We start from the raw sequence: 18,755 nt of genomic DNA, 5'->3' as shown, positions 1-18,755 counted from the left end.
ACCCGACCCGACCGGCCGGGCTCCACCACCCCGATCTAGGGTCGGGGCATGGGAAGACCGCGACGCATCGTTCTCGTCCGGCACGGAGAGTCGGAGGGGAACGCCGATGACACGGTGTACGAGCGCGAGCCGGACCACGCCCTGCGGCTGACCGGCCGGGGACAGGCCCAGGCCGCGGCGACCGGGGCGCGGCTGCGCGAGCTGTTCGGCCGGGAGCAGGTCAGCGTCTATGTCTCGCCCTACCGGCGCACCCACCAGACCTTCCGCGCCTTCGATCTCGACCCCGGTCTGGTCCGGGTGCGCGAGGAGCCCCGACTGCGCGAGCAGGACTGGGGGAACTGGCAGGACCGTGACGACGTCCAGCTCCAGAAGGCGTACCGCGACGCCTATGGACACTTCTTCTACCGTTTCGCGCAGGGCGAGTCGGGGGCCGATGTGTACGACCGGGTCGGCGCCTTCCTGGAGAGCCTGCACCGCAGCTTCGAGTCGTCCGACCATCCGCCGAATGTGCTGCTGGTGACCCATGGCCTGACCATGCGCCTGTTCTGCATGCGCTGGTTCCACTGGACGGTCGCCGAGTTCGAGTCGCTCTCCAACCCGGGCAACGGCGAACTGCGGGTGCTGACCCTCGGCGACGACGGCCGCTACACCCTGGACCGTCCGTTCGCCCGGTGGCGTACCCCCGAACCGTACGGGGCGACCGGATAGAGTGGCCGGGAGATGACCTCGGATTCTTCGCGTTCCGCTGCTCCGGAACCCTCTGACGCCTCCCGCCGTACCTCCGATTCCTCCCTCCCCTCCTCCCGCTCCCGGGCCGCTGCCGCTGTCTCCGGCCGCGCCGGCCCTTCCGCGCGTTCCGGTGCTTCCGGACGTCCCGGGAGTTCCGGTCCTGCCGCTTCGGGTGGGGACCGCCGTCTCTCGGACGGGGAACGCTTCGCGCGCGCTCTGGCCGCCCTGCGCGGGCTCTCCGTGGGTGACGCCCTGGGCTCGCAGTTCTTCGTACCCGCGAACTACCCCCTGCTGATGGACCGCGCGCTGCCGCCGGGGCCATGGCAGTGGACCGACGACACGGAAATGGCCTGTTCGGTCCTTGCCGTCCTGGCCGGCCACGGCCGGGTGGACCAGGACGCGCTGGCCCGTTCCTTCGCCGACCACCATGACTTCGACCGGGGATACGGCCCCGCGGTCAACCGGATGCTCCGGCTGGTCAGGGAGGGCGGGGACTGGCGAGAACTCGCCGCCGCCCTCTTCAACGGCCAGGGGTCCTGGGGCAATGGGTCCGCCATGCGGATAGCGCCGCTCGGCGCCTGGTACGCGGACGACCCCGAGCAGGCCACCCACCAGGCCGAGATCTCCTCGTACACCACCCATCAGCACCGTGAGGCCGTGGTCGGAGCGATGGCGGTGGCCGCCGCGGCCTCCATCGCCGCCCGGCCCTCGGGGCCGCCGGAGCCGGGGGAGTTGCTGGACGGGGTGATCGCGCTGATCCCCCGCAGTGCGGTGACGGCCGGACTGCGCCGGGCCCGGGACATGCTCGACTACGACGACCCGGCGACCGTCGCCGCCGTCCTCGGCAGCGGCCGGCGGACGAGCGCCCATGACACGGTGCCCTTCGCGCTCTGGTCCGCGGCGCGCGGGCTCGATGCCTTCGAGCGGGTCTTCTGGACGACCGCGCAGGTCGGCGGCGATGTCGACACCACCTGTGCCATCGCCTGCGGAGTGGTCGCCGCGAGCGCGGCGGGGTCGCCGCCCGCCGACTGGCTCGCGGCCACCGAGGATCTGCCGGGCTGGCTCCCCGGCCCCCGGTCCTGACCTCGGGGGAACGTCCCCGGCCAGGGGTCCGGCCGTCCGCGCCGCCGGGGCCGGGCCATCGGATCCCGGTCTTTGCTGTCGCACAGACATGATCCGTTCGGCCCGGTCCGGGCCACCCCTTGTGCGCCGGTGGATGGTTTCTTCCCGCCCTCATCGCAGGTCACTTCGGTGGTGCGGGTCCCCGGACCCGACCCCGGGGCAGCCGCCCGTGGGATACCCCGCTCGGGTGTGCGGAAGCGAAGAGCCGTCTCGTTCCGGCACAGCGTCCGGCGACGGTACGGAGGGGTCGGCACGCGCCGGTGACCGGCCCGGACGATCCGGACCCCGAGCTTCCAGGGCCGGTGCCGCCGGGGGCACGGAAGCGGACCCCGGCCGCCCACGGGTGACGGCGGCAAAAAGTGGGGGGAATCCGGTTGCCCCCCAGGGGGGCGGGCGGCGTACCCTTGCTGGCGCCATGCCCTATGAACCACCCACCCATACAGTCGAGCGCTCGATCCGGGCCCGCACCGGTGCCAGGATCGTCGCCGGAGTCGACGAAGTCGGCCGCGGCGCGTGGGCCGGTCCCGTCACGGTGTGCGCCGCGATCACCGGACTGCGCCGCCCGCCCGAGGGCCTCACCGACTCCAAGTTGCTCACCCCCAAGCGCCGGAACGCGCTCGCCGCCGAGCTGGAGCGGTGGGTCAACGCGCACGCGCTCGGGCATGCCTCTCCCGAGGAGATCGACGAACTGGGCATGACCGCCGCGCTGCGGCTCGCCGCCTCCCGGGCGCTGGAGGCCCTGCCGACCCGCCCGGACGCCGTCATCCTCGACGGCAAGCACGACTACCTCGGCGCCCCCTGGACCGTGCGCACGGTCATCAAGGGGGACCAGTCCTGTGTCGCGGTGGCCGCCGCCTCCGTGATCGCGAAGGTTCACCGGGACGCGCTCATGGCCGAACTCCCGCCGGAATTCTCCGACTTCGCCTTCGCCGACAACGCGGGCTATCCCTCGCCCGTCCACAAGGCCGCCCTGGAGGTGCGGGGCCCCACCCCCTACCACCGGTTGTCCTGGGCGTATCTTGACTCCCTGCCCCGGTGGCGGCACCTGAAGAAGGTACGGGTCCCCCTGTCCGCCGGAGCTGTGGCACTGGAGAGCGGGGGCCAGCTCGGCTTCGACTTCTGACCACGCTCTCCGAGCAGCGCCGTGTACCAAAGGCGCCCACCCGCCTATGCCGTTCGAACCGGCATTTGATAGACATCCACTCATGCCTCTCAGTCCCGAGGAGCCTCAGATTCACGAGAGCGCCCAGGGTCCCCGCGTCGCTCCGGCCGCACCCGGCCGACCCGCGCCGACCCCCCGCCCTGTTCCCGGTCCGCGTTCCATGGCCTCCCCGCGTCCCGGAAACCCGGGTCACGGCCAGGCCAGGCCCGCGCCCCCGCGTACCCACACCCCCGCCGCCCCGGCGCCGGCCGTGTCCGCGGATCCTGCCCAGCCGCAGATCCAGCTGATCCCCGCTCCCGAGGACGGCGCGCTCGACGCCGCCGAGGAGGCGGTGGACCTGCTGCTCGACAACGGTCGCGCACCCGCCGAGGTGCTGGTGCTGACCACGGGCGAGCAGCACCCGTGGGCCACGCACGAGCTGTCCTTCGGCGAGGCCGCCTACTGGGCCCAGCACGACGCCCGCGACGACGTGTTCTACGCCGACGCCGCCGCGCTGGACCGGGCCGCCTCCCGGCCGGTGGTCGTGGTGGCCCTCAACGGCGGCGACGACGAGTCCGCCGCCCGTACGCTGCCCTCGGCCCTCGCCAAGGCCGGTGCGCTGCTGATCGTCTGCGGTGACCCGCAGCGGATCAACACCGCGCTCGGCGTCACCGCCTGAGCCGTTCCGTACGGTCCGTACCGCCGGATCCGGACCGTGGGGGACCACGGACGCCCGGCGGTACGGGGGCTTCTCCGCCGCCCGTGCCATCGCCGCTCCCGCCCGGGAATCCGCGCCCACCGCGCGGGGACGGGCCGGGTCGGGACCCCCTGTGGTCCGCCGCCCACCGGGCGGTCCGACCGTACGGGCCGGTTGTCCGGGCCTTCGGTACGCGTCTTCTGTACATGTCTTCTGTACGGGGTGGCAGGGCCAGGGGTCCGTACGACGGCCGCCATGCCGACCGGGCCGTGGCCCGGGGCTGCAGTGCCGGGCCGGTGGTGCCGGTGGGAGCCGTGGAGGGCGGCCCTGAGGGGCGCCGGTTCGGATCCGGCCCGACCGGATCCGGCCCCGTGACCGCATCGGCGCGCGGAGCGGGCCCGCTCCGGCGCGTCCGCCGTCGCCCGGCCCTGGCCGCGCGCCCCTCCCGTTCCGTCCCCCTGCCGCCCGGTACGACCGCTGTCGCGGGCGGGGACGGCACGCATGACGCACATCCCTGCCAAGCCCTGCAAGGGTCTGCCAGGGTCCCCGACGGCCCCTCCGGCGGCCGGGTGCCGTCAGCGGGCGGCGGTGCGGCGCAGGGCCTCGGCGGCGCCGCTGGCGGTACGTAGCTCCCGGGGCTCGACCGCGGCGGTCACCTCGGCCAGATCACCCGGTTCCGAGGTGAGGTTGGGGCGCCGTCCGCCCCGCCCCTCACCGAGGACCTGCCAGCCGCCCCGGGTCAGGGTGATGTACGCGCCACAGCGCAGCCCGTGCAGGGTGCAGGCGTCCCGCAGCCCCCACATCCAGGCGCCGTCCTCCTCGGTCCACCGCTCGTCCCCCTCGCGGCAGTAGAGCAGGACCGCGGTCCGCACCGGGGTGCGGCGGCGCAGATCGTGGGGGATCACCCGGCGGAGATGGGCCAGCAGCGCGTTGCGGAAGTCCCAGCCGTCCGCGGGGGCCGACCGCCGGGCGAACGAGGCGCTCGCCAGCAGCCGCTCCTCCGGGTCGAGCACCGCGACGACCGCCGTGGTCGGCAGGGGCCGGTGCCGGGCGTGCAGCCCGCCGACCACTTCACGGGGGTTGCGCAGCAGGGGTATCCCCGCGGCGGCCCACTCGGCGGGCTCCAATGTCCTGAGGCGCCCGGCGGAGCCGGCCGCTTTGCCCATCGAGGCTGCGGACGAAGCGAATCCGAAGGTCACAGTCCTCCCTTCGCATACGCGCCCACAGAGCGGGCAGGGTCGGGTGAGGGCGCACCGCGACACAGCCCTGGCGTGCCGCCTGCGGGCCATGTAGGGGAGCACTCCAATTCTTGCTGTCCCACCGGCGTGCGGCAACGAGCAATTTGACGCCAGCGGCGGGAATCGGTGGTTATGACGCGGATATCCCTTCGCGGGAGTGTCGTCGGGACCCGCCGCAGGGCTCCCGGGGAGCCCCGCGGGCCGGTGCGGAGCCCGATCACGCCTGTACCGCCAGCACCAGCGGGTACACCCCCTCCGCTCCCGCCCGGCGCAGCAGCCGGGCCGCCACCGCCAGGGTCCAGCCGGTGTCCGCGCTGTCGTCGACGAGCAGCACGGGCCCGCCCGCCTCGGTGAGGGCCGCGGCCAGCGGCGCCGGAACGGTCAGCGCGCTGTGCAACGCCCGCACCCGCTGGGCGCTGTTGGTCCGGGACAGGCCGGTGGGCGCCTCGGGACCGTACTCCACCGAACCGAGCAGGGGCATCCGGCCGACCTCCGCGATCCGCGCCCCCAGGGAGCCGGTCAGCAGGGGCCGCCGGCGGGAGGCGACGGTGACCACACCGACCGGCCGGGCGGCGGAGCCGGGCTCTCCCGAGGCCCAGCCGCCGGGGCCCTTGGCCCAGTCGGCGAGCACGGTGACCACGGCGTCCACCACATCGTCCGGGACCGGGGCGTCCGGGGTCTGCTCGGCCAGCAGGGGACGGAGGCGGTTGCCCCAGCCGATGTCGGAGAGCCGCCCCAGGGCGCGGCCGGTGGACGCCTGCTCGGACTCCGGGATCCGGCCCTTGAGGGAGACCCCCACCGCCGCGAGCCCGGTGGGCCACATCCGGCGCGGCTCCACCTCCACGCCCGGCCGGCTCAGCTCACCCCGGGCGGCGGCCAGGGACGCCTCGGAGACGGTGTCGGCGAACCGGCCGCCCGCGCAGTTGTCGCAGCGTCCGCAGGGGGCCGCCGATTCGTCGTCCAGCTGCCGCCGCAGGAACTCCATCCGGCAGCCGGTCAGCCGGACGTACTCCCGCATGGCCTGCTGCTCGGCCTCCCGCTGGTGGGCCACCCGGGCATAGCGCTCCGTGTCGTACGCCCAGGGCCGGCCGGTGGCGGTCCAGCCGCCCTTGACCCGGCGCACCGCGCCATCCACGTCGAGCACCTTGAGCATGGTCTCCAGCCGGGTGCGGCGCAGCTCCACCTGGGGTTCGAGCGCGGGCAGCGAGAGCGGCCGCTCCGCGCGGGCCAGCACATCGAGGGTGCGCCGCACCAGTTCCTCGGAGGGGAAGGCCACCGAGGCGAAGTACCGCCAGATCGCCTCGTCCTCGGGGCCGGGCAGGAGCAGCACCTCGGCGTGGCGCACCCCGCGCCCGGCCCGGCCCACCTGCTGGTAGTAGGCGATGGGGGAGGAGGGGCAGCCGAGGTGCACCACGAAGCCGAGGTCGGGCTTGTCGAAGCCCATGCCCAGCGCTGAGGTGGCCACCAGGGCCTTGACCCGGTTCCCCAGCAGGTCCTCCTCGGCCTGGCGGCGGTCGGCGTCCTCGGTGCGGCCCGTGTAGGAGGCGACGGTGTGGCCGCGCTGGCGCAGATGGGCGGCGACCTCCTCGGCGGCGGCGACGGTGAGGGTGTAGATGATCCCCGAGCCGGGCAGTTCGTCCAGGTGGTCGGCGAGCCAGGCCAGCCGGGAGGCCGCGTCGGGCAGCCGGATCACGCCGAGTGACAGGCTCTCCCGGTCGAGCGGGCCGCGCAGCACCAGGGCGTCCGTGCCCGCGCCGGTGCCCAGCTGCTCGGCGACGTCGGCCGTCACCCGGGCGTTGGCCGTCGCCGTGGTCGCCAGCACCGGGACCCCCGGCGGCAGCTCCGCCAGCATGGTGCGCAGCCTGCGGTAGTCGGGGCGGAAGTCATGGCCCCAGTCCGAGACACAGTGGGCCTCGTCGACCACGAGCAGGCCGGTGGCGGCGGCGAGCGCGGGCAGCACCTGGTCCCGGAAGTCCGGGTTGTTCAGCCGCTCCGGGCTGACCAGCAGCACATCCACGGATCCGGCGGCGACCTCGGCCTGGATGGTCTCCCACTCCTCCGGATTGGCGGAGTTGATCGTGCGGGCGTGGATACCGGCGCGGGCGGCGGCCTCCACCTGGTTGCGCATGAGGGCGAGGAGGGGGGAGACGATCACGGTGGGGCCGCTGCCGCGCCGTCGCAGCAGGGAGGTGGCGACGAAGTAGACCGCCGACTTGCCCCAGCCGGTCCGCTGGACGACCAGGGCCCGGCGGCCGTGGGCGACCAGGGCCTCGATCGCCCGCCACTGGTCCTCGCGCAGCCGGGCCGTGCCGTCGGGGGAGGAGACGAGGCGGGAGAGCACGGCGTCGGCCGCGGCCCGCAGCTCCGCCGGGTCGTCGGGCACGGCCGGGGCCGCGGGCTGGGCGGGGTCCATGGGCGTGGTCGGGTCCGGGAGGTCTGCGTTGCTCATGGCTCCATGCAACCCGATGCCACCGACATCGGGCGAACGCGGGCCCGTGACCTGTGGACAACTCCGTCACCCGGTGGTTATCCACAGGGGCAGCGGGATCCGGCGGTGACGCGGGACCGTCGGGGCATGAACAACCACCACGGACTCATCAGCGGGGCCGACCGGCCCCGGGTCACGCTGCGCGGCCCGGCCGAGCTGGCCGACGCCCTGCCCTATGTCCTCGGCTACCACCCCAGCGACTCGATTGTCATGGTCGCCCTCCACGGCAGCCGGGGAGCCTTCGGCGGCCGGGTCCGCCTGGGGATCCCCCGCGCGCCGGCCGAGTGGCCCGCCGTGGCCCGGCAGCTCGCCCGGTGCCTGATCGAGGGCAGCGCACAGCGGGGCCACCAGCCCGACGGGGTCGCCCTCTTCCTCTGCCGGGACCCCGGCGCCGGGGAGACGGGCCGGGCGGTGATGGAGCGGCTGCGCCCGCTCTCCCACGCCCTGCGCACCGCCTGCGGAGCGCTGGACGTTCCGGTCTATGAGTCACTGTGCCTCTCCGGCGGGCGCTTCTGGTCCTACTGCTGTCCCGACCCGCGCTGCTGCCCGCCGGAGGGGAGCCCGTCGGCCGTCGCCGGGACCTCGGTGATGGCCGCGGCGGCGGCCTATGCGGGAGTCACCGTGAGCGGATCGCCACGTGCCCTGGAGGAGCGGCTGATGCCCTGGACCGGGCCGGGGGCGCGGGCCCAGGAGCGCGCCCTGGACCGCGCCGCGGCGGAGCTGATCCCCCGGATCCTGGCGGGGGAGGGGCGTGCCCGGGTGGGTGAGGAGACCCTGGCTCTGGCCCGGAGTGTGATGGCGCGGCTCGCCGCCGCGTCGGGTCCGTCCCGTCCGTCCCCGGACCCCGCCCGGGCCGACGCCGCCGACGACGCCCTGCTCACCCAGGACGAGGCGGCCACCCTGATCCTCGGCCTCCAGTCCCGGACGACCAGGGACCGGGCCGCCGAGTGGATGGAGGGACCGGAGGGGGAGCCGGCGCTCAGGCTCTGGCGGGCGCTCTCCCGCCGCTGTGTCGGCTCCTATGCCGAGCACGCCGCGGCCCCCCTCACCCTGGCGGGCTGGGTCGCCTGGTCCACCGGCGACCAGCCGGCCGCCCGGGTCGCCCTGGGGCTGGCCCTGAGCCGCGACCCGGGATATGTCTTCGCCGTGCTGCTGCACCAGGCGTGCAACGCGGGACTGGACGTGGAGGCGGTGCGCCAGGTGCTCCGGACGGAGCGCGAGTCCCGGGCCCCGGCCCCGGGGGCCTCCGGGGAGTCCCGATGACGGGCGCGACGGCGACGGCCACGACGGCGGACCGGCGGGCCGCCCGGCCCGGCCCGGGCCCCGGCCGTGAGGGGCCCACCGCCCCCGGGCGCGGTGAGCGGGCGCGGTCCCCGCAGCCCGGGTGGACGGCGGGCGGGAGGATGGCGAAAGGACTGTTTATCGTCAGGCAGACGACTATGATCACCGCATGCCTCCCTACGACCCGTCGGCCTTTCCGCCCTTCGCCGTCACCGTCGACCTGGTCGTGCTCACCGTGCGGCGGCACGCGCTCTGCGCGCTGGTCGTCCGCCGGGGTGAGCCGCCCTTCCAGGGCCGGTGGGCACTGCCCGGCGGTTTCGTCCGGGCCGATGAGAGCCTGGCCGACGCGGCGGCCAGGGAGCTGGCCGAGGAGACCGGGCTGTGCGCCCATGACCCCGCGGCGCCCCAGCCCGAGGGCGGAGCCCACCTCGAACAGCTGGCCACCTATGGCGATCCCGAGCGCGACCCCCGGATGCGGGTCGTCAGCGTCGCCCATCTGGTGCTCGCCCCCGACCTGCCCGCACCCCGGGCGGGCGGAGACGCGAACAGCGCCCGCTGGGCCACCGTCGGCGATCTGTTCGGGGACGACGGATCCGCCCGCGAGGACGATCTCTCCACCCCGCTCGCCTTCGACCACGCGAGAATCCTGGCCGACGGGGTGGAGCGGGCCCGTTCCAAGATCGAGTACTCCTCGCTGGCCACCGCCTTCTGCCCGCCCGAGTTCACCGTCGGCGAGTTGCGCCGGGTCTACGAGGCGGTCTGGGGCGTCGCCCTGGATCCGCGCAACTTCCACCGCAAGGTCACCGGCACACCCGGCTTCCTGGTGCCCTCCGGGGGTACCACCACCCGGCAGGGCGGACGGCCCGCCCAGCTCTTCCGGGCCGGTGGCGCGACCCTGCTCAACCCGCCGATGCTGCGCCCCGAGATCTGACGGAGGCTCACCCCGGCCGCCCTGCACCGGCCTTTCCGCCGGGGTGGCCGGAGCGGGATCCGATGGCGTGACACCCGGGGCATGCGCCCTTACGGTAAAAATCCGGAAAATCGGGTTATCGTGCAGACGCCCGCCCGCCGCCGTGCGGTCTCCCGTCCGCGCTTCGGGGAGAAAAGCGATGCTCCAGGCCATCGGACTGTCCAGCCGCCCCCGGCGCGACCTGCCGCCCACCGTCAGTGATCTGTCCTTCCACGCCCGGCCGGGACGGATCACCACCCTGCTGGGGGCCGGAGGAGCGGGCAAGTCCACCGCGCTGCGGCTGCTTCTCGGGCTGGAGCCGGGCCGGGGCACCACCCTCTTCCGGGGCAGACCCCTCCACCGGATCGGCCATCCCGCCCGCGAGGTGGGCGCCCTCCTCGGCGATGTCCCCGGCCACCCCGCCCGGACGGTCCGGGGACAGCTCCGCATGGTCTGCGCGGCGGTCGGCGCCCCGCCCGCCCGCGCCGAGGCGATCCTGGCCACCCTGGGCCTGACCCTCCACGCCGACCGGCGGCTGGACTCCCTCGGCCTCGGCACGGACCGGCGGCTCGGCCTCGGCTGCGCCCTCCTCGCCGACCCGGTGACCCTGGTTCTCGACGAGGTGACCGACGGGCTTCCGCACGAGGAGCGCGCCTGGTGGTACACGCTGCTGAGAGCCCATGCCGACCGCGGCGGGACGGTGCTGTGCACCACCGCCGACGCACGGGAGGCGGCCCGGTTCGCCGACCGGATCCTGGTGGTCGAGGCGGGCAGACTGATCGCGGACGAGGAGGCGGGAGCGTTCGCCCGCACCCGGCTGGGACCCCGGGTCGCGGTCCGCACCCCCCATGCCGCCCGGCTCGCCGAACTGCTCCACCGGGAGGCCCGCGCCCGGCGGCGGCCCGTGCGGGCGGTCGCCGAGTCCGGCGGAGCGCTCTCCGTCTACGGCAGCAGCTGTGCCGAGGTCGGCGAGACCGCCTTCCGGCACCGGGTCCTGCTGCACCGTCTCGCCGACGAGACCGGGGCGGCCGCACCCCTTCCGGCCCCGCCGCAGGCCGCGCCCGCGCCGCCCGTACGGCCGGAGGACACCACGCCCCCCGAAGCGCCCGCGCCAGCCGCGCCAACCGTACGGCCGGGCGGCACTGCCCCGCCCGAAGCGCCGGATCCGGAGCCCGCCCCGCCCGAGGCGCCCGCGTCCGTGCCGCCCGTACCGCAGGACCGGCCGCCGTCCCTGCCCGGGTCCTCGGGTCCGTCCGAGGCCTCCGAGCCTCCGCTTCCCCCCGATTCCCCGGATCCCCCTGATGCTCCCGATTCCCCTGGGCCTCCCGACCCCCTGGGGCCCGAGGGGGCCGTCCCCGGCCGCACCGGGACCGGCCGGGCGGAAGGTGGACGGGGCCGGGGGCCAGGGGTCGGTGGGGCGGTGCGCCGGGGGCGTGCCTCGGTGGGGTCGCGGGGGCCGGGGCCGCTGGTGCGCGGGCCCGTGCGCCCCCTGCGGTACGAGCTGCTGCGGATGTTCGGGGTGAGGACGGCGGTGCTGGTGATGGCGGCGGCGGTGCTGGGGTCACTGGCGCTCTGTCTGCTGCTGGCCCGGTCCCGGACGACCCCGCTCCCACTGGCGCTCGCGGGCTGGCCCGCCGTGCTGCCGCTGCCGCCCGCCGCCCTCGCCGCCGGGCTGCTCGGCGCGCTCTCGGCGGGCGAGGAGCATCGCCGACCCGCGCTCGCGACCGTCCATGGGCCGCCAACCGCACGGCTCCGGCTGCTCCTGGCCAAGGCTCTGGTCACCGGTGCGGCGGCCGTGCTCACCGCGGGGGCCTCGGCGGCCGTCTGCGCCCTCGCGGTGGCGCTCCTCTACGGCCTGGGCCCGGACGCGCTGCCGGACGGCCGGGCGGCGCTGCTCGCCGGCTGGTGCGCCCTCTGTGTCGGCTGTGCCTGGGCCGGGTTGCTGGCGGCCGGGATCTTCCGGGTGGCGGCGGCGGGTTTCGCCGCGGTCCTCGCGGTGCCGGTGCTGGCCGTTCCGGCGGTGCGGGCGGTGATCGAGGTGCCGTCTCCGAGGTCCGCCGCCGGATTTCCCGGCAGGCTCCTGGAGCTGCCCTGGATCACGGTGCCGGAGCGGGCGGAGGGCTGGCTGACGACCGGGACACGACTGTTCGTCCAACCTGTGGGCGTCGCACTGTTGTTGTCCCTGTCCGTGTTGATCTGCGCTTATATGGTCGCCGGTGTCCGTCGTGGGGTCCCCGGGACGCGGTGATCGGACCGGGTGCGGCGATCTGCTCATCACCTCGCGATCTATGCCCGTTTCTTTCCGATAAGGCGTCAATTGTGGGGGAAGCGCCGATCACCCTTTCGTGTGCTTTTCACCAAAGACCTCAAGGGCCGTGGAAGCCGGGCCGACAAAGGATGCGTGAGTACCCTTGCGCACACCATGATGACCGCCGCCCGTCCCGCCGACTCCGGCCTCGCCGGTCCGGGCGAACTCGACCGATACCCCTACACGGAGTCGCCGGGAAGCGACCGTGTGGGACCGCCCGCTTGGGACGGATCCGATACGGAGCTGGGCCGGGTCGGCCGCCGGGCCGCGGGCAGCCGGGGCCGCGGGCTCCACGGCCAACTGGTCCAGCAGCTCGGCCAGATGATTGTCTCCGGCGATCTCGGCGCGGACCGGCCACTCGTCCCCGAGGAGATCGGCCAGCGCTTCGAGGTCTCCCGCACCGTCGTCCGTGAGTCCCTGCGGGTACTGGAGGCCAAGGGCCTGGTCAGCGCGCGCCCCAATGTCGGCACCCGGGTCCGGCCGGTGAGCGACTGGAATCTGCTGGACCCCGACATCATCGAGTGGCGGGCGTTCGGCCCGCAGCGCGACGACCAGCGCCGTGAGCTGAGCGAGCTGCGCTGGACCATCGAGCCGCTGGCCGCGAGGCTCGCCGCCGGTCACGGCCGGGAGGACGTCCAGCAGCGCCTCGGCGACATGGTCGAGATCATGGGCCATGCGCTCGCCCAGGGGGACGGGATCACCTTCTCCCGCGCCGACGCCGAGTTCCACACCCTGCTCATCCAGCTCGCGGGCAACCGCATGCTGGAGCACCTCTCCGGGATCGTCTCCGCCGCCCTCCAGGTCTCGGGGGGTCCGGTCACGGGGTGTGACCGGCCGCATGAGGCATCCCTGGCGCACCACGCCCGGATCGCCGACGCCCTCGCCGCGGGGGACGCCCACGCGGCCGAGTCCGCCATGCGGCAGCTGCTGACGGTCCACCCGGAAGTGGAGCGTGTGGTCCCGGCGCCGCGCGAGCACTGAGCCCGGCGCGCGGCCGGGGGCGCGGAGGCGCGCGCACCGAGTGTCGCCGGGCACCCTGGGGGTCCGGCGGCACGAGTGGGCGTTCCGGACGGCGGATTCGGCCATCCGATCTGTCCGGTTAGCTGTAATTGATCGTAAATTGCCCGCAATGGGGTGTGACTCGGGCCACGTGGATTGGGCGTAACGCTCCTCGGGGCAGGGCGATGACTTAAGAGGTGACAGCCGAGGAGGGAATACGGCAGCCGTTTTCGGCGCTGTTGTTGTTCCAGCCAGAGGTTGCGCCCCGCGCCACCGGCCACATCCCAAGCCCGGTGGTCGTCGGCTCCGACCCGATCATGGGCGGAGCCGGAAGCCGTTTCCATCGTTCCGAGAGGTTGTTCGTGTCGGCCAGCACATCCCGTACGCTCCCGCCGGAGATCGCCGAGTCCGAGTCTGTGATGGCGCTCATCGAGCGGGGAAAGGCTGATGGGCAGATCGCCGGCGATGACGTGCGTCGCGCCTTCGAGGCCGACCAGATTCCGCCAACCCAGTGGAAGAATGTTCTGCGCAGCCTCAACCAGATTCTTGAGGAAGAGGGGGTGACGCTGATGGTCAGCGCCGCAGAGTCCCCCAAGCGAACCCGCAAGAGTGTCGCCGCGAAGAGCACGGCCAAGCGCACCACCACCAGGACCGTCGCCGCCAGGACGACGACCACGACCAAGACGGTCGCGGCCGCCGCCACCCCGGCCGCCGGTGCCGACGCCTCCGCGGGGGACGACGCCACGCCCGCCCGCAAGGCCGCCGCCAAGAAGACGGTCGCCAAGAAGGCCGCGGTGAAGAAGACCGCCGCCAAGAAGACGGTCGCCAAGAAGACCAGCGCCAAGAAGGATCTGGACGAGCCGGCCGAGGGCGAGGAGCTGCTCGACGACGTCCAGCCGGGAGGCAAGGAAGAGGACGAGACCGAGGGCGAGACCAAGGGCTTTGTCCTCTCCGACGAGGACGAGGACGACGCTCCCGCGCAGCAGGTCGCGGTGGCCGGTGCCACGGCCGACCCGGTCAAGGACTATCTGAAGCAGATCGGTAAGGTCCCGCTCCTCAACGCGGAGCAGGAGGTCGAGCTCGCCAAGCGGATCGAGGCCGGTCTCTTCGCCGAGGACAAGCTGGCCAACTCCGACAAGCTGGCCCCCAAGCTCAAGCGCGAGCTGGAGATCATCGCCGAGGACGGCCGCCGCGCCAAGAACCACCTGCTGGAGGCCAACCTCCGGCTCGTGGTCTCGCTGGCCAAGCGGTACACCGGCCGCGGCATGCTCTTCCTGGACCTGATCCAGGAGGGCAACCTCGGTCTGATCCGTGCCGTCGAGAAGTTCGACTACACCAAGGGCTACAAGTTCTCCACGTACGCCACCTGGTGGATCCGTCAGGCCATCACGCGCGCGATGGCCGACCAGGCCCGCACCATCCGTATCCCGGTGCACATGGTCGAGGTCATCAACAAGCTCGCGCGGGTGCAGCGCCAGATGCTCCAGGACCTGGGCCGCGAGCCCACCCCGGAGGAGCTGGCCAAGGAACTCGACATGACCCCCGAGAAGGTCATCGAGGTCCAGAAGTACGGCCGTGAGCCGATCTCGCTCCACACCCCCCTCGGTGAGGACGGCGACAGCGAGTTCGGTGACCTGATCGAGGACTCCGAGGCGGTCGTCCCCGCGGACGCGGTCAGCTTCACCCTCCTCCAGGAGCAGCTGCACTCGGTGCTCGACACCCTCTCCGAGCGTGAGGCGGGCGTGGTCTCCATGCGCTTCGGCCTCACCGACGGCCAGCCGAAGACCCTGGACGAGATCGGCAAGGTGTACGGGGTCACCCGTGAGCGCATCCGCCAGATCGAGTCCAAGACCATGTCCAAGCTGCGCCACCCGTCCCGTTCGCAGGTTCTGCGCGACTACCTCGACTAGGAGACGGACACCCGGCCAGCCGCTCCGGCGGTGAGGCCGGGACCGCTCGTACCGGTCGTCAGAGGCCCGGATTCCACCAGGGATCCGGGCCTTTGCCGTGTCCGGGAGTGCGGATGGGGGTCTACTGGATGACGCTGAGTGCCTCTGCTGTCGCCAAGAGTCAGGAGAACTGATGCGCCGTCCCCTCCTCCGAGCCCTGACCGGGGTGCTGGCCCTGCTCCCCACGGGGGTGCTGGCCCCGCTGGCCGTGCCGGCGCCCGCCGCCGCCGACAGCGTGGTCGTGGGCGGCCGTCCGGTACGCGCAGCGGAGAGTCCCTGGGTGGTCGCGCTCTCCAGTCGTGACCGGTTCGGGGGAACACGCTCCGGTCAGTTCTGCGGCGGGGTGGTGGTGGCGCCGACCCGGGTGATGACCGCCGCCCACTGTCTGAGCCGCGCGGTGCTGGGCCAGGACGTCCGGGAGGTGCCCGATCTGCGGATCATCGCCGGGCGGACCGATCTGTCGGGCGGCGGGGGTGTCGAGGTGCCGGTGACGGGCACCTGGGTCTCGCCGGAGTACGACCCGGTCACCAACGGTGCCGATCTGGCGCTGCTGACCCTGGCGGAGCCGCTGCCCGCCTCCCGGGTGATCGCGGTGGCCGCCGCGGGTGACCCCGTGTACTCACCCGGTACCACGGCGTCGGTGTACGGGTGGGGCGATACGACCGGTGAGGGCCGGTACGCGCTCTCCCTGCGGGCGGCGCGGGTGAGCGTCCTGCCCGACGCCACCTGCCTGCGGGCCTATCCCGGGGGCCTGGAGGGGCGCTACGTCCCCGCCACGATGCTCTGCGCCGGCGACCCCCGGGGCGGGCGGGACGCCTGTCAGGGGGACAGTGGAGGCCCTCTGGTGGCGGATGGCAGGCTGATCGGCCTGGTCTCCTGGGGGAGCGGCTGCGGCCTCGCCGACAGCCCCGGTGTCTACACCCGGGTCTCGGCGGTACGGCTGCCCTGACGGGCCCCGCGGCGGAGGGGTCCGGGCACACGAGCGGGCGGTCGCCCCCGAGGGGACGACCGCCCGTCGACCGATCCTGGACCGGCCAGCGCTCGTCGTGGATGTGAGGTGTCAGTGATCCTCGTGACCGGCTCCGGCCGGGACTGCCGTCAGACGGTCGGTCTCATCCTGTATTTCCGCGGCGATCTTCTTGAGTTCCGGCTCGAACTTGCGTCCGTGGTGGGCGCAGAAGAGCAGCTCACCGCCGCTGGTCAGGACGACGCGCAGATATGCCTGGGCGCCGCAGCGGTCGCAGCGATCAGCGGCCGTCAGCGGGCTCGCGGGGGTCAGAACAGTAGTCACGTCGCCTCTTCTCTAGCTCGACGAGCTGTCGTACCAGGGTCAACATCCAACCAGTCCCAAATCGTTCCCGCTCGGGACTTTTCCTCGAAAATTTCTTCGCGGGGGGCTGGCTGCTGCCGGTTGGCGGCGAATGGGCCGTATTGCTGTGCTTTACGGGTTTCGCGTTGCTTGTCTCGTTGGGGGCCCTCCTGGCTGGCTGCCGGTTGTTCTTGAGGACGTGCCCGGAGCCTAAATGGTTCATGCGCGAAAGGGAACGTGATGTTCGCGTCACCCCATCGAGGGATCGAACACCCATGCGACCCTGGACTAGCATGTGGAATCACCAGGGTGGCGTGACAACCGCTCTACCAGGGGTCGGTACCCTCTCAGCGGGCGACCGACGCCGGGCCTTACCCCACCGGGCCACATCTGAAATTCAGCGAGGAGCGAACCGCGTGACCGCCGAAACGTCCGTGCCGTCGACAGCGCTGCTGACCGCAGAGCGTGACGGCTCCAACTACACCGCGCGGCACCTGCTCGTCCTGGAGGGCCTGGAGGCGGTCCGCAAGCGACCCGGCATGTACATCGGGTCGACCGACAGCCGCGGTTTGATGCACTGCCTCTGGGAGATCATCGACAACTCCGTCGACGAGGCCCTGGGCGGCTACTGCGATCACATCGAGGTGATCCTGCACGACGACGGCTCCGTCGAGGTCCGCGACAACGGCCGGGGCATCCCGGTGGACGTGGAGCCCAAGACCGGGCTCACCGGTATCGAGGTCGTGATGACCAAGCTGCACGCCGGCGGCAAGTTCGGCGGCGGCTCCTACGCAGCCTCCGGCGGCCTCCACGGCGTCGGCGCCTCCGTGGTCAACGCGCTCTCCGCCCGTCTCGACGTCGAGGTCGACCGGAACGGCACCACCCACACCATCAGCTTCCGCCGCGGTGTGCCCGGGATCTTCACCGAGCAGGGTCCCGACTCCCCCTTCGACCCGGCGAGCGGACTGCGCAAGGGCAAGCGCGTCCCCAAGAACCGCATCGGTACCCGGGTGCGGTACTGGGCCGACCGGCAGATCTTCCTCAAGGAGGCCCGGCTCGACCTCCAGGGGCTCCACCAGCGTGCCCGCCAGACCGCGTTCCTCGTCCCCGGCCTCACCATCGTGGTCCGCGACGAGCGGGACCTGGAGGGCGAGGGCAAGAGCCAGGAGATCTTCCGCTTCGACGGCGGCATCAGCGAGTTCTGCGAGTACCTCGCCCAGGACAAGGCGGTCTGCGATGTGCTGCGGCTGACCGGCCAGGGCACCTTCAAGGAGACCGTCCCGGTCCTCGACGACCGCGGACACATGACCCCGACCGAGGTCACCCGTGAGCTGGTCGTGGATATCGCGCTGCGCTGGGGCACCGGTTACGACAGCACCGTCCGCTCCTTCGTCAACATCATCGCCACCCCCAAGGGGGGCACCCATGTCACCGGTTTCGAGCGCGCCGTCACCAAGACGGTCAATGAGGTGCTGCGCTCCGCCAAGCTGCTGAGGGTGGCGGAGGACGACGTCGTCAAGGACGACGCCCTGGAGGGGATGACCGCGGTCGTCACCGTGCGCCTCGCCGAGCCGCAGTTCGAGGGCCAGACCAAGGAGATCCTCGGCACCTCGGCGGCCAGCCGGATCGTCGCCCATGTCGTCTCCCGCGAGCTGAAGGCGTTCCTCACCTCCACCAAGCGCGACGCCAAGGCCCAGGCCCGCGCGGTGCTGGAGAAGGCCGTCGCCGCCGCCCGTACCCGGATCGCGGCCCGGCAGCACAAGGAGGCACAGCGCCGGAAGACGGCCCTGGAGTCCTCCTCGCTGCCCGCGAAGCTGGCCGACTGCCGCAGCGACGACGTGGAGCGCAGCGAACTCTTCATCGTCGAGGGGGACTCGGCGCTCGGTACCGCCAAGCTCGCCCGGAACAGCGAGTTCCAGGCGCTGCTGCCGATCCGCGGCAAGATCCTCAACGTTCAGAAGTCCTCCGTCTCGGACATGCTGAAGAACGCCGAGTGCGGGGCCATCATCCAGGTGATAGGGGCCGGTTCGGGCCGGACCTTCGACATCGACGCGGCCCGCTACGGAAAGATCGTGCTGCTGGTCGACGCCGATGTGGACGGCGCCCATATCCGCTGTCTGCTGCTCACCCTCTTCCAGCGCTATATGCGCCCGATGGTGGAGGCGGGCCGGGTCTTCGCCGCGGTGCCGCCGCTGCACCGGATCGAGCTGGTCCAGCCCAAGCGGGGCCAGGACAAGTACGTCTACACCTACTCGGACAACGAACTCCGCCAGACCCTGCTGGAGTACCAGCGCAAGAACATCCGCTACAAGGACTCGATCCAGCGCTACAAGGGTCTCGGTGAGATGGACGCCGACCAGCTGGCGGAGACCACGATGGACCCCCGCTTCCGCACCCTGCGCCGGATCAACATCGGGGATCTGGAGGCGGCCGAGCAGGTCTTCGACCTGCTGATGGGCAATGAGGTCGCGCCCCGCAAGGAGTTCATCACCAGCTCCGCCGCGACGCTGGACCGCTCCCGGATCGACGCCTGAGCGTTCTCCCG

General features: G+C 73.0%; 13 protein-coding genes and 1 pseudogene. 11 read left to right on the top strand and 3 right to left on the bottom strand.

The window, feature by feature from the left end; genetic code table 11:
- The first annotated feature begins 48 nt into the window (after positions 1–48).
- From ABT354_RS20835 to ABT354_RS20820, 4 genes and pseudogenes are all read left to right on the top strand, one after another.
- Positions 49–708 carry a histidine phosphatase family protein gene (locus ABT354_RS20835; RefSeq protein ID WP_351495864.1) on the top strand — a complete coding sequence of 220 codons (660 nt, stop codon included), beginning with the start codon at positions 49–51 and terminating at the stop codon, positions 706–708.
- 222 nt (positions 709–930) lie between these two features.
- A pseudogene (locus tag ABT354_RS20830) lies at positions 931–1,812 on the top strand (ADP-ribosylglycohydrolase family protein); the annotation flags it as partial.
- A gap of 454 nt (positions 1,813–2,266) precedes the next feature.
- The gene (gene rnhB / locus ABT354_RS20825; RefSeq protein ID WP_351495862.1) at positions 2,267–2,974 is read left to right on the top strand and encodes a ribonuclease HII; all 708 of its coding nucleotides are present in this window, start codon (positions 2,267–2,269) and stop codon (positions 2,972–2,974) included.
- Positions 2,975–3,056: 82 nt separating this feature from the next.
- On the top strand, positions 3,057–3,671 hold the full coding sequence (locus ABT354_RS20820) for a hypothetical protein (RefSeq protein ID WP_351495860.1): 615 nt from the start codon (positions 3,057–3,059) through the stop codon (positions 3,669–3,671).
- A gap of 593 nt (positions 3,672–4,264) precedes the next feature.
- Here the strand turns inward: ABT354_RS20820 and ABT354_RS20815 are convergent.
- The gene (locus ABT354_RS20815) at positions 4,265–4,888 is read right to left on the bottom strand and encodes a hypothetical protein (protein ID WP_351495858.1); all 624 of its coding nucleotides are present in this window, start codon (positions 4,886–4,888) and stop codon (positions 4,265–4,267) included.
- Positions 4,889–5,144: 256 nt separating this feature from the next.
- Entirely contained in the window at positions 5,145–7,340 is a 2,196-nt protein-coding gene (locus ABT354_RS20810; RefSeq protein WP_351495979.1) for a RecQ family ATP-dependent DNA helicase, read from the bottom strand.
- A 162-nt stretch (positions 7,341–7,502) separates the two neighbouring features.
- Between ABT354_RS20810 and ABT354_RS20805 the strand changes: the two genes are divergently transcribed.
- From ABT354_RS20805 to ABT354_RS20780, 6 genes are all read left to right on the top strand, one after another.
- A complete protein-coding gene (locus ABT354_RS20805) occupies positions 7,503–8,678 on the top strand; it encodes a DUF4192 domain-containing protein (RefSeq protein WP_351495856.1) in 1,176 nt (391 codons plus the stop codon).
- Positions 8,679–8,865: 187 nt separating this feature from the next.
- The gene (locus tag ABT354_RS20800; RefSeq protein ID WP_351495854.1) at positions 8,866–9,627 is read left to right on the top strand and encodes an NUDIX hydrolase; all 762 of its coding nucleotides are present in this window, start codon (positions 8,866–8,868) and stop codon (positions 9,625–9,627) included.
- A gap of 178 nt (positions 9,628–9,805) precedes the next feature.
- Positions 9,806–11,893 (top strand): ATP-binding cassette domain-containing protein, encoded by a 2,088-nt coding sequence (locus ABT354_RS20795; protein WP_351495851.1) that lies wholly within the window; start codon positions 9,806–9,808, stop codon positions 11,891–11,893.
- 153 nt (positions 11,894–12,046) lie between these two features.
- Positions 12,047–12,934 (top strand): FadR/GntR family transcriptional regulator, encoded by an 888-nt coding sequence (locus ABT354_RS20790; protein ID WP_351495849.1) that lies wholly within the window; start codon positions 12,047–12,049, stop codon positions 12,932–12,934.
- Between the two features lie 380 nt (positions 12,935–13,314).
- Entirely contained in the window at positions 13,315–14,862 is a 1,548-nt protein-coding gene (locus tag ABT354_RS20785; RefSeq protein WP_351495847.1) for an RNA polymerase sigma factor, read from the top strand.
- A 172-nt stretch (positions 14,863–15,034) separates the two neighbouring features.
- Entirely contained in the window at positions 15,035–15,850 is an 816-nt protein-coding gene (locus tag ABT354_RS20780) for a serine protease (protein WP_351495845.1), read from the top strand.
- A 111-nt stretch (positions 15,851–15,961) separates the two neighbouring features.
- Here the strand turns inward: ABT354_RS20780 and ABT354_RS20775 are convergent, their stop codons facing one another.
- Positions 15,962–16,192, bottom strand: a complete 231-nt coding sequence (locus ABT354_RS20775; RefSeq protein WP_003956119.1) for a DUF7455 domain-containing protein — start codon at positions 16,190–16,192, stop codon at positions 15,962–15,964.
- Between the two features lie 434 nt (positions 16,193–16,626).
- Here ABT354_RS20775 and ABT354_RS20770 point away from each other — a divergent pair, with 434 nt between their 5' ends.
- Positions 16,627–18,744 (top strand): DNA gyrase/topoisomerase IV subunit B, encoded by a 2,118-nt coding sequence (locus ABT354_RS20770; protein ID WP_351495843.1) that lies wholly within the window; start codon positions 16,627–16,629, stop codon positions 18,742–18,744.
- Positions 18,745–18,755: the final 11 nt, after the last annotated feature.

The organism is Streptomyces sp. NPDC000594, assembly GCF_040299965.1.
In the GTDB taxonomy this organism is placed as follows: domain Bacteria; phylum Actinomycetota; class Actinomycetes; order Streptomycetales; family Streptomycetaceae; genus Streptomyces.
The sequence above is the reverse complement of the archived record's forward strand: the minus strand, read 5'-3'. Positions and strand labels throughout refer to the sequence as shown.